This is a genomic window from Mycolicibacterium iranicum (assembly GCF_014190915.1).
In the GTDB taxonomy this organism is placed as follows: domain Bacteria; phylum Actinomycetota; class Actinomycetes; order Mycobacteriales; family Mycobacteriaceae; genus Mycobacterium; species Mycobacterium iranicum_B.
This window is the reverse complement of sequence record NZ_JACHVU010000003.1, coordinates 444,409-455,229: the sequence shown is the minus strand read 5'-3', so window position 1 is coordinate 455,229 and position 10,821 is coordinate 444,409. Positions and strand designations below refer to the sequence as shown.

The following is a 10,821-nucleotide window of genomic DNA, read 5'->3' as shown; positions in this document are numbered from 1 at the left end:
GCTACTTCTCCCCTGCCATGAGGTCGATGAACTGATCGAACAGGTACTCGGCGTCGCGCGGGCCCGCTGCCGCCTCCGGGTGGTACTGCACCGAGAACGCCCGGCCGTTGGAGAGCCGAACCCCCTCCACCACACCGTCGTTGGCGCAGGTGTGGCTGACCTCTGCCTGGCCGAAGTCGGTGTCGAAGGTCTGGCCCGCTTCGCCCTCCAGGGCGAAGCCGTGGTTCTGGGCGGTGATGGCGACCCTTTTCGTGTGGTGGTCCATCACCGGCACGTTGATGCCCCGGTGCCCGAACACCATCTTGTAGGTCGAGAGCCCCAGCGCGCGGCCGAGGATCTGGTTGCCGAAGCAGATGCCGAACAAGGGGATGCCCGCGCCCAGTACCTCGCGGGTCACGTTCACGACGTGGTCTGCGGTGGCCGGGTCACCCGGGCCGTTGGACAGGAACACGCCGTCGGGGTTCAGGTCGGCGATGTGCTTGAACGTCGCGGCCGCGGGCAGGACGACGGTGCGAACGCCGCGCGTGGAGAAGTTGCGCGGCGTGTTCGTCTTGATGCCGAGGTCCAGTGCGGCCACCGTGAACCGTTGTGTCCCTTCGGGTTCGACGATGTAGTCGGAGTCCGTGCTGACCTCGTCGGCCAGATCCGCGCCGAGCATCGACTCCTGGCCGCGCACCCGCGCCACCAGGTCGTCGGCCGGGGCCTGTGCGGCCGCTCCGCTGAACACCCCGGCCTTCATCGAGCCGCGGCTACGCAGGTGGCGCACCACCGCCCTCGTGTCGATACCGGCGATGCCGACGATGCCCTGGCGCCGCAGTTCGTCGTCGAGCGTGCCCGTCGCCCGCCAGTTCGACGCCCGCGGCGAGGGGTCGCGCACCGCGTAGCCCGCCACCCAGATCCTGTCGCCGCGGCTTTCGCTGTCCTCGTGGTTCCAGCCGGTGTTGCCGATCTGGGGTGCGGTCGCGATGACGATCTGGCGGTGGTAGCTCGGGTCGGTCAGCGTCTCCTGATAGCCGGACATCCCGGTCGAGAACACCGCTTCGCCGAGAGTCTCGCCGACGGCGCCGAACGGCGTACCGGTGAAGATCCGGCCGTCCTCCAGGACGAGGAGGGCCTTCTGCGTTGTCGTCATGCTGCTTCCTCCGGGAGCCACTTCGAATAATCACGTCGGTCGTCTGCGCGGAATCCGGTGTCGATCTCGGTGCCCGACGGCAGGCGCCAGCGGATCGCCAGGATGCCCTCGTGCGTGAGGGCCTTACCCGCGAGGTTCTTCTCGGTGCGGATCTCGGCGATGGCCTCGTCCGGAATCCAGATGGGCCCTGCGCCGGTGCGCTGCAGCATGATTCCCTCCGGATAGCGGGTCAGCACCGCTTTCGCGCGGAACCCCAGGTCACCCGCGGCGACGCGGTCGTTCCAATGCGGTACCAGCGTGCTGCCGACATACAGACCCTTGGTGGCCGACACCAGTGCCGGGCCGACGGTCTCCGGGAGCGGCGGCAGCGTGCCGACGATCTGGGCCTGGCGTTCCACCCGGCGGCGCCAGCCGCGCATCATCGCCTGGATCAGCACCGCGATCAGCAGTGCCAGGATCCCGGCCAGGACGAGCGAGGCGACCAGCGTCGGGGTGTTCACAGGCCCACCTTGCCGTCGCGGGCGGTGATCGTGCCGCGCAGCATCGTGGTGGTGACCACCGCGGGCAGCTCCATGTCCTGGAAGGGGGTGTTGTCCGAGCGGCTGGCCAGCGCGGTGCCCTTCACCGTCCATGTCGCCTCCGGGTCGACGACCGTCAGGTTGGCCGGCTCCCCCACCTCCAGCGGCCTGCCCTGGTCGGGCAGCCGCACGATGCGGGCGGGCGCCTCGCTCATGACCCGCGCGACGTCGCGCCAGGTGAGCAGGCCGGGTTCGACCATGGTCTGCACCACGACCGAGAGCGCCGTCTGCAGCCCGAGCATGCCGGGGCGCGCGTTGGCGAACTCGCACATCTTCTCGTGCTCGGCGTGCGGTGCGTGATCTGTTGCCACACAGTCGATCACGCCGTCGGCGAGAGCCTGGCGCAGCGCGACCGCGTCGCTGGCCTCCCGCAGCGGCGGGTTCACCCGGTTGCGGCCGTCGTAGGTGTGCAGCCGGGTGTCGTCGAGCAGCAGGTGGTGCGGGGTCACCTCGGCGGTGATCGCGATGCCCTGCTCCTTGGCCCAGCGCACCAGCTCGACACTGCCCGCGGTCGACGCGTGGCAGATGTGGACGCGGGCGCCGGCGTCGCGGGCCAGCAGCGCGTCGCGGGCCACGATCGACTCCTCGGCCGCGCGCGGCCAGCCCGCGAGACCCAGCTTCGCGGCGTTGGGTCCTTCGTGGGCGACGGCACCCACGGTCAGCCGCGGCTCCTCGGCGTGCTGGGCGATCAGCACGCCCAGACCGGATGCGTACTCCAGCGCGCGGCGCATGATCAGTGGATCGTCGACGCAGACACCGTCGTCGGAGAACATCCGGACCTGCCCGGCTCCGGCGGCCATGAGCCCCATCTCGGTGAGCTGCTTGCCGGCCAGGCCGACCGTCACGGCGCCGACGGGGTGCACGTCGACCAGCCCGACCTGCTGACCGCGGTGCCACACATGGTCGGTGACGACCGCGGTGTCGGCGACGGGATCGGTGTTGGCCATCGCGAACACCGCGGTATAGCCACCCAGAGCCGCTGCGGCCGAACCGGTCTCGATGTCCTCGGCGTACTCGCGGCCGGGTTCGCGCAGATGGGTGTGCAGGTCTACGAAACCCGGCAGCAGGACCTGGCCGGTGCAATCGATCAGCTCGTCGGCGGTCAGGCCGGAGCCGATCTCGGCGATCACCCCGTCGCGCACCAGGACATCGACGCCGTCACCTTCGCCGTAGAGGCGCACCGACTTCAACACCACGCTCATGCGCTGATCGCTTCCTGCTCGGATCCGACGAGCAGGTGGAACAGCACCGCCATCCGGACGTGGACACCGTTGGAAACCTGTTGCAGCACCGCCGATTGCGAGGAGTCCGCGACCGAGTGGGCGATCTCCATTCCGCGCAGCATCGGCCCGGGGTGCAGGACGACCGCATGCTCGGCGAGGCGGGACTGCCGCTTCTCCGACAGTCCGTAGCGCACCGAGTACTCCCGCGAGGAGGGGAAGAAGCCGCCGTTCATGCGCTCGGCCTGCACGCGCAGCATCAGCACCACGTCGGCCAGCGGCAACTCCGCGTCGAGCTCGTGCGACACGGTCACCGGCCAGTCCGCGACCCCGACGGGAAGCAGGGTCGGTGGTGCCACCAGGACCACTTCGGCCCCGAGAGTGTGCAGCAGCGACACGTTGGACCGGGCCACCCGGCTGTGCAGCACGTCGCCGACGATGACGACCCGCTTGCCCTCCACCGAACCGAGCCGCTGGCGGATGGTCAACGCGTCCAGCAGTGCCTGGGTGGGGTGTTCGTGCATGCCGTCGCCGGCATTGATGATGGACGGCCCGCCGTGTTCGTCGAGCGTCCAGGCGGCGAGCTGCTGGGGGGCACCGGAGGCGGGATGGCGGATGATCAGCGCGTCGGCGCCGGCCGCACGCAGGGTGAGCGCCGTGTCACGCAGCGACTCCCCCTTGGCCACAGACGATCCCGACGAGCTCACGTTGATCACATCGGCGCTCATCCATTTGCCTGCCACCTCGAACGACACCCGGGTGCGGGTGGAGTTCTCATAGAACATCGTGATGATGGTGCGGCCCCGCAGGGTGGGCAGCTTCTTGACCTCCCGGCCCACCAGCGCCTCGCGGAAGTGGTCGGCGTTGTCGAGGATCGCCGTGGCGTCGTCGCGGCTCAGATCCGCCGCGGTCAACAGATGCTTCACCTGGCGGGCCCTCCGGTCGGTGCGATCGAGATGGCGTCGGCCCCATCGTTTTCGGTAAGCCGCACCTTGACGTTCTCGCTGCGCGAGGTGGGGACGTTCTTGCCGACGTAGTCAGCGCGGATCGGCAGCTCGCGATGCCCCCGATCGACGAGCACGGCCAGCTGCACGATCTTGGGCCGGCCGATGTCGCGCAGCGCGTCCAGGGCCGAGCGCACCGAGCGGCCGGTGTAGAGGACGTCGTCGACGAGGACCACCAGGGCGCCGTCGATGCCGCCGTCGGGGATGGAGGTCGCGGCCAGCGCGCGGGGCGGCTTGCTCATCAGGTCGTCGCGGTAGAGCGTGGTGTCCAGCGCCCCGGTCGCCACCTCGACGCCGCTGAATTCGGCGATGTTGGTGGCCAGCCGGGTGGCGAGAGTCACACCGCGGGTGGGGATCCCGAGGAGGATCACCCGCAGGCCGTCGGGCCCGTCGAGTGCGGTCTTCTCGATGATCTGGTGCGCGATACGGGCGATGGTACGGCTGACGTCCGCTGAGGACATCAGCTCCCGGTCGGGACCGGAGCGGTCGGGTGCGCCCACGAGTGAGCCGGACCTCCTTCTCCGCCTCACGGGACGGATCGTTAAAGGATGTCGGAAACTGCGGGGAGCTTAGCAGGTGTCCCGGCCCGGCCGCGCCGGCGACGTACAGCTGTCGGCCCCCGCCCGGTAGCGTCGGCCGGGTGAATCTGGACCGCAACAAGGCCTCCGTCGTCGATGCGATCGACGCCGGCCTTCTGGCCGGCGCCGTGACACTGGTGTGGCATGCCGGCGAGACCCTGCAAGTCAACGAGCTCGGCTTCCGGGACGTGGATGCGCGGCTGCCGATGCAGCGCGACACCATCTTTCGCATCGCCTCGATGACCAAACCCGTCACGGTCGCGGCGGCCATGTCTCTGGTCGAGGAGGGCAAGCTCACGCTGACCGACCGCGTGGCGACGTGGCTGCCCGAACTCGCCGACATGCGGGTGCTGGCCGAACCCCGCGGTCCGCTGGACCGCACAGTTCCCGCACAGCGGCACATCACGGTCGACGATCTGATGACCCACCGCAGCGGGCTGGCGTACATGTTCTCGGTGCTGGGTCCGCTCGCGGACGCCTACCGCAAGCTGCCCACGCGGCAGGACCAGGACAAGTGGCTCTCCGAACTGGCCGCGCTTCCGCTGGTCCACCAGCCGGGGGCCCGCCTGACCTACAGCCACGCCACCGACGTGCTCGGCATCGTGCTGTCGCGCATCGAGGGCAAGCCGCTGAGCCAGGTGCTCGCCGAGCGAATCCTCGGACCGCTGGGAATGGCCGACACGGGGTTCAGCGTGGGCGCCGCCGGGCGCAGGCGGGCGGCCACGATGTACCAGCTCGACAAGGACAACTCGCTGCGCCACGACGTGATGGGTCCCGCCCCGATCGTGGATCCGCCCTTCTGCACCGGCGGCGCGGGGTTGTGGTCGACGGCCGACGACTACCTGCGTTTTGCGCGGATGCTGCTGGGCGGAGGCACGGTCGACGGCGTCCGCGTGCTGTCCGAGGAGTCGGTGGCGTTGATGCGCACCGATCAACTGACCGACGAGCAGAAGCGCCACGACTTCCTGGGGGCGCCGTTCTGGATCGGTCGCGGCTTCGGTCTGAACCTGTCGGTCGTCACCGATCCCGCCAAGTCCCGCCAGCTGTACGGCCCGGGCGGGCTCGGCACGTTCTCCTGGCCAGGCGCGTACGGCACGTGGTGGCATGCCGATCCGTCGGCGGACGTCATTCTGATCTACCTGATCCAGAACCTCCCCAATCTGACGGTGGACGCCGCTGCCGCGGTCGCGGGCAACACCTCGCTGGCCAAGCTGCAGACCGCGCAGCCGAAGTTCGTCCGGAACACCTACCAGGCGCTGGGGTTGTAGACCGGCTCTGTCGGTGGGCGCGGGTAGCGTCGTTCGCGTGTTCGAAAATGTGTTCGATATCGACCCGGGTGCGTCGCAGGCCGAATTGCGCGCCGCGGTGGAGACCCTCGAACGACTGAAAGCCAGAGCCGCGGCCGCCCAGGCACGCGCCACTGCGCTATGGGCCCGGAAGCGCGCCGAGTCCGACGTGCGCGCCGGAGTTCCGGTGAGGCAACGCGGTAAGGGGCTCGCGTCGGAGGTCGCACTCGCCCGGCGGGACGCCCCGGTACGGGGCGGAACCCATCTCGGCGTCGCCAAGGCCCTCGTTCACGAGATGCCGTGCACGCTGGCCGCCCTCGAGGCCGGTGCGATCTCGGAGTACCGGGCGCTCCTGATCGTCCGCGAATCCGCCTGCCTGTCCGTGGACCACCGACGCCAACTCGACCGGGAGCTGTGCGACGAGGCCGACGGTTTCGAGGGCTGGGGCGACAGACGGGTCGGAGCCGCCGCCAAGACGATCACCGCCCGTCTCGACGCCGCAGCGGTCGTCGAACGCAACGCCAAGGCCGCCAAAGACCGCTGTGTGTCGATCCGCCCGGCTCCGAACACGATGACGTACGTGACCCTCCTGCTGCCGGTCGCCCACGGTGTCGGTGTCTATGCCGCCTTGAAGAAGGCCGCCGACACCACGTTCGATGACCGCTCACGCGGTCAGGTCATGGCCGACACCGCCTACGAACTCCTCACCGGCCGGGCCGCCGCCGAGCCCGCCCCGGTGGCGCTGAACCTCGTGATGGCGGATACGACGCTCTTCGGCGGCGACGACTGCCCGGGCTGGCTGCAGGGCTACGGCCCCGTACCGGCGGAAGCCGTACGCCACCTCGTCGGCGACGCTGCAATCGACCAGCGGGCCAAGGCGACGTTGCGCCGCCTGTATCGCCATCCCAACTCAGGTCAGCTCGTCGCCATGGAGTCGCGGGCGCGGATCTTCCCGAAGGGTCTGGCCGCCTTCATCGGGTTCCGCGACCAGACATGTCGCACGCCCTACTGCAACGCGCCGATCCGCCATCACGACCACGCCACGCCCGAGCGCGACGGTGGGCCGACCAGCGGGCTCAACGGGCTGGGGCTGTGCGAGGCGTGCAACTACGCCAAGGAGGCGCCCGGGTGGGCTGTCAGCACCAGCGACGAAAACGGATGCCACACGGCTCAATTCGTCACCCCCACCCATGCGGTCTACCACTCGGTCGCCCCTCCGCTGCCCGGGACACCGGTTCGGTGGCGGAGCATCGTCGAAGGCGAACTCAGCATCGACTTGGTGACCTTCGATGCCGCATAGGCGGACGTGTCTACAGAACGCCCAGTTTGGCGGCGAGGTCGAGGACGGCTTCGGCGCGGGCCCGGGTCGGCCCGGCGCTGCCGTCGTACGGCCCGGTCGGGGCGTCCAGACGGGCGAGGGTGCGCCGCGCCTCGTCGATCTCCAGGGTCGACGGGCTCAGCAGCGTGTTGATGGTCTCGGCGTGAGAGGCGTCGAGGCAGAGCCGCCCCGTCATACCGGCGGCCTTGGCGACCTCCGTCTCGCGGGCGAGGTGACGTGCCTGGTCGCGCAACGTCGGGCCGTCGATCGGCGCGGGCAGACCGGCCGCCCTGCTGGCGATGACCAACCGTGCCCGCGGGTAGGCCAGCACGGCCGGGTCGGCGGACATCCCGGTGTCGCGGCGAAAATCGCCGATGCCGAACGCGATTCGCGCGCACGACCTCGCGATGTCGAGCGCCGATTCGACACCGAGGGCCGATTCGACGAGTGCGACGATCGGCGTGCCGGCCGGCAACCGCTCGGCGGTGGCGGCGACGTCGTCGGCAGATTCGGTCTTCGCCAGCATCACACCCGCCAACCCCGGGGCGCCGGAGAGCGCGTCGAGGTCGGCAGTCCAGGCTGCGGTCGAGGCGCTGTTGATCCGCACCCAGGCCGAACCGCCGTCGTGCAGCCAGTCGGCGACGGCGCGCCGGCCCGCCGGTTTCTGCGCGTCCGGCAGACCGTCCTCGATGTCGAGCACCACGACGTCGACCGCGGTGTCCACCGCAGCGGTGAAGCCAGGCAGGCCCGGCTGCAACAACCAGGTCCGCGCGAGGGACCAGGGTGGCCGCGTGCACTGCGCTTGGGGTGTAACCGTCACCGCTCCATCCTCACGAAGACATCGGCTGATGGCCAGGTTGCGCACATAAAGTTCACGCAGTCGCAAGGCCTTTCGACTAGGTGCCGCTACCGCCGTCGTGGCCGCCCTGCACCGCGGCGGCCGCGGCGCGGATCTGCGGAGTCACCAGCATGACCTGCCCGAGCACCCCGTTGACGAAGCCCGGCGAATCGTCGGTGGACAGCTGCTTGGCCAGCTCCACGGCCTCGTCGACGGCGACGGGCTCGGGCACGTCCTCGGCGTGGAGCAGTTCCCAGACGGCCACGCGCAGGATCGCGCGGTCCACCGCAGGCAGACGGTCCAGCGTCCAACCCTGGAGATGCGCGGCGATGAGGTCGTCGATGTGGGCCGCGTGGTCGGTCACTCCGCGAGCAACCGTCACCGTGTACGGGTTCAACGGGGTGAGATCGTCGGTTTGCTTCTCCGCCAACGCGTTTCGCACATCGGCGACTTCTGCGGCCGTGATGCCACGAGCCTCGGCCTCGAACAGCAGATCGACCGCACGCTTGCGCGCCTGGTGCCGACCCCGGTCGCCCCTGCGGTCAGCCATTAACCCTTCCCAAGTAGCTGCCATCGCGCGAGTCCACCTTGAGCTTGTCGCCGGTGTTGATGAACAGCGGCACCTGGATCTCGGCGCCGGTCTCCATCGTGGCGGGCTTGGTGCCAGCACTGGAGCGGTCACCCTGCAGGCCCGGCTCGGTGTGGGCGACCAGGAGCTCCACGGTCACGGGCAGCTCCAGGTAGAGCGGCACCCCGTCGTGGAACGCGATCTGCACGGGCATGCTCTCCAGCAGGAACCCGGCCAGACGTCCGACCAGGGCCTCGGGCAACGGATGCTGCTCGAAGTCTTCGGAGTCCATGAACACGAAGTCGCTGCCGTCGCGGTAGAGGTAGGTCGCGTCACGGCGGTCCACCGTCGCGGTCTCGACTTTCACGCCCGCGTTGTAGGTCTTGTCCACGACCTTGCCGGAGACGACGTTCTTCAGCTTCGTGCGCACGAACGCCGGACCCTTACCCGGCTTGACGTGCTGGAATTCGACGATCTGCCACAGCTGGCCGTCGATCTGAAGGACGAGCCCGTTCTTGAAGTCGGCGGTCGATGCCACGGTGGGGTGTACTCCTAGCTTTCTAGATGATCACCAGTTCCTTGGGGAACCGGGTGAGTAGTTCGGGGTGCTGGTCCACCACGAGCGTGTCCTCGATGCGGACACCGCCGCGGTCGGGCAGATAGACACCGGGCTCCACGGTCACCGCAGAGCCAGCAAGCAGTGTACCGGCGGCGGAGGCGTTGATTCCCGGCGCTTCATGGATCTGCAGACCCACGCCGTGGCCGAGACCGTGGCCGAAGTTCTCGGCGTACCCGGCGTCGGCGATGACCTGCCGCGACGCGGCGTCGACACCCTTCAGCGTGACGCCCGGCGCGAGCGCTTCGCGGCCCGCTCGCTGCGAGTCGGCTACCAGCGTGTAGATGTCGCGCTGCCAGTCGGCGATCGGGGCGAGAACGAAGGTGCGGGTCATGTCGGAGTGGTAACCGGCGACGAGGGCCCCGAAGTCGATCTTGACGAAGTCGCCGGCGGCGAGCTGGGCGTCGGTGGGTCGGTGATGCGGGATCGCCGAGTTCGCGCCCGTCGCCACGATCGTCTCGAAGGACGCCCCGTCGGCGCCGTGAACCAGCATCAGCGCCTCGAGCTCGTTGCGCACCTCTTTCTCCGTGCGGCCCGCCCGCAGCCCGCCACGGTCCACCAGATCCCGCAGCGCGTGGTCCGCGGCCTCGCACGCCAGGCGCAGCACGGCGATCTCGCCGGCGTCCTTGACCTCCCGAAGGCCTTCGACCAATCCGGCGGCCCGGACGAACTCGCTCGACTCCCCCGCCGCTGTCGTCAGGGCGGCAAAGGCGTCCACCGTGACGACATGACTCTCGAATCCGATCCTGCGGACCCCGGCGGCAGCGGCCCGGCCCGCCAGATGCGGCCCGCAGGCGCGCTCGATGACCACCTCCGCGTCCGGCGCCTGGTGCGCCGCCTGGGTCCGGTAGCGCCCGTCGGTCGCCAGCACCGGCGTTTCGTCGTCGGCGAGCACCAGAAGGGCAGCGTTGGAACCGGTGAACCCGGACAGATAACGCACGTTGACCAGGTCGGATACCAGCATGGCGTCGAGCTCGGCCTCGGCGAGCCGCCGACGCAACCTGTCGCGGCGCTGGGAAATCGTCACAGTCGCCGACGCTACTCGCTAAGGTGAGGCCCCATGAGCAAGTGGTTGGTGCGCGGACTGGTGTTCGCAGCCCTCATGGTGATCGTCCGATTGCTGCAGGGCGCAATGATCAACGCCTGGGAGACCAAGGCCGCCTTGATCAGCGCGGTACTGGTCGCGATCTACGCGGTCATCGCGCTGATCTGGGGCTATGCGGACGGTCGCGCCGACGCCCGCCACAACCCGGACCCCGACCGTCGCGACGATCTGGCGATGACCTGGCTGCTGGCCGGTCTGTTCGCCGGCGTCGTCAGCGGCGCGGTGGCCTGGCTCATCGGCCTGTTTTATAAGAACCTCTACGTCGAGGGCCTCATCAACGAGCTGACCACCTTCGCGGCGTTCACCGCCCTCCTGGTCTTCCTGTTGGCGATCCTCGGTGTCGCACTCGGACACTGGCTCGTGGACCGCAAGACGCCGGAGCAGGCCCGTCGCCGCGAAGACGACGACCGTGCCGACACCGACGTGTTCGCCGCGGTGCGCGACGACCGCGACACCGTCGATTACGACTACGCGAACCACGGCGGCGAGGCCGGCCAGCAGACTTCGCCGGTCGCCGTGGCCGATGACGAGCAGACCCGGCCGTACGGCGACGAGGGCCGAAACCAGCGCTGACCCCG

The 10,821-nt window shown here is 69.5% G+C and carries 12 protein-coding genes; 3 read left to right on the top strand and 9 right to left on the bottom strand.

Annotated features, from left to right (window positions below):
• Position 1: 1 nt before the first annotated feature.
• Genes carA through pyrR form a run of 5 tightly spaced genes read right to left on the bottom strand, consistent with a single transcriptional unit; the run spans position 2 to position 4,434 of the window.
• On the bottom strand, positions 2-1,132 hold the full coding sequence (carA, locus tag FHR72_RS09500; protein ID WP_183467676.1) for a glutamine-hydrolyzing carbamoyl-phosphate synthase small subunit: 1,131 nt from the start codon (positions 1,130-1,132) through the stop codon (positions 2-4).
• Positions 1,129-1,632, bottom strand: coding sequence for a PH-like domain-containing protein (locus tag FHR72_RS09495; protein ID WP_183467675.1), 504 nt, complete (start codon positions 1,630-1,632; stop codon positions 1,129-1,131). The genes carA and FHR72_RS09495 overlap by 4 nt, the downstream gene beginning before the upstream one ends.
• Positions 1,629-2,912 (bottom strand): dihydroorotase, encoded by a 1,284-nt coding sequence (locus tag FHR72_RS09490; RefSeq protein WP_183467674.1) that lies wholly within the window; start codon positions 2,910-2,912, stop codon positions 1,629-1,631. The genes FHR72_RS09495 and FHR72_RS09490 overlap by 4 nt, the downstream gene beginning before the upstream one ends.
• The gene (locus FHR72_RS09485) at positions 2,909-3,856 is read right to left on the bottom strand and encodes an aspartate carbamoyltransferase catalytic subunit (RefSeq protein ID WP_183467673.1); all 948 of its coding nucleotides are present in this window, start codon (positions 3,854-3,856) and stop codon (positions 2,909-2,911) included. The genes FHR72_RS09490 and FHR72_RS09485 overlap by 4 nt, the downstream gene beginning before the upstream one ends.
• A complete protein-coding gene (gene pyrR / locus FHR72_RS09480) occupies positions 3,853-4,434 on the bottom strand; it encodes a bifunctional pyr operon transcriptional regulator/uracil phosphoribosyltransferase PyrR (RefSeq protein WP_183467672.1) in 582 nt (193 codons plus the stop codon). The genes FHR72_RS09485 and pyrR overlap by 4 nt, the downstream gene beginning before the upstream one ends.
• 140 nt (positions 4,435-4,574) lie before the next feature.
• On the opposite strand from pyrR, the gene FHR72_RS09475 reads away from it, so the two are divergent.
• Both FHR72_RS09475 and FHR72_RS09470 read left to right on the top strand, forming a co-directional pair.
• Complete coding sequence (locus tag FHR72_RS09475) at positions 4,575-5,780, top strand: serine hydrolase domain-containing protein (protein ID WP_183467671.1); 1,206 nt, start codon at positions 4,575-4,577, stop codon at positions 5,778-5,780.
• 37 nt (positions 5,781-5,817) lie between these two features.
• Positions 5,818-7,098: a DUF222 domain-containing protein gene (locus FHR72_RS09470; RefSeq protein WP_183467670.1), complete on the top strand. Its 1,281-nt coding sequence runs from the start codon at positions 5,818-5,820 to the stop codon at positions 7,096-7,098.
• Between the two features lie 10 nt (positions 7,099-7,108).
• Here the strand turns inward: FHR72_RS09470 and FHR72_RS09465 are convergent, their stop codons facing one another.
• The 4 genes from FHR72_RS09465 to FHR72_RS09450 form a co-directional block, all read right to left on the bottom strand.
• Positions 7,109-7,936, bottom strand: a complete 828-nt coding sequence (locus FHR72_RS09465; protein ID WP_183467669.1) for an HpcH/HpaI aldolase/citrate lyase family protein — start codon at positions 7,934-7,936, stop codon at positions 7,109-7,111.
• Positions 7,937-8,012: 76 nt separating this feature from the next.
• Entirely contained in the window at positions 8,013-8,504 is a 492-nt protein-coding gene (nusB, locus tag FHR72_RS09460; protein ID WP_183467668.1) for a transcription antitermination factor NusB, read from the bottom strand.
• Positions 8,497-9,060, bottom strand: a complete 564-nt coding sequence (gene efp, locus FHR72_RS09455; RefSeq protein ID WP_183467667.1) for an elongation factor P — start codon at positions 9,058-9,060, stop codon at positions 8,497-8,499. The genes nusB and efp overlap by 8 nt, the downstream gene beginning before the upstream one ends.
• 22 nt (positions 9,061-9,082) lie before the next feature.
• Positions 9,083-10,165: a M24 family metallopeptidase gene (locus FHR72_RS09450; protein ID WP_183467666.1), complete on the bottom strand. Its 1,083-nt coding sequence runs from the start codon at positions 10,163-10,165 to the stop codon at positions 9,083-9,085.
• Between the two features lie 33 nt (positions 10,166-10,198).
• On the opposite strand from FHR72_RS09450, the gene FHR72_RS09445 reads away from it, so the two are divergent.
• Positions 10,199-10,816 (top strand): B-4DMT family transporter, encoded by a 618-nt coding sequence (locus tag FHR72_RS09445; protein WP_183467665.1) that lies wholly within the window; start codon positions 10,199-10,201, stop codon positions 10,814-10,816.
• Positions 10,817-10,821 lie beyond the last annotated feature (5 nt).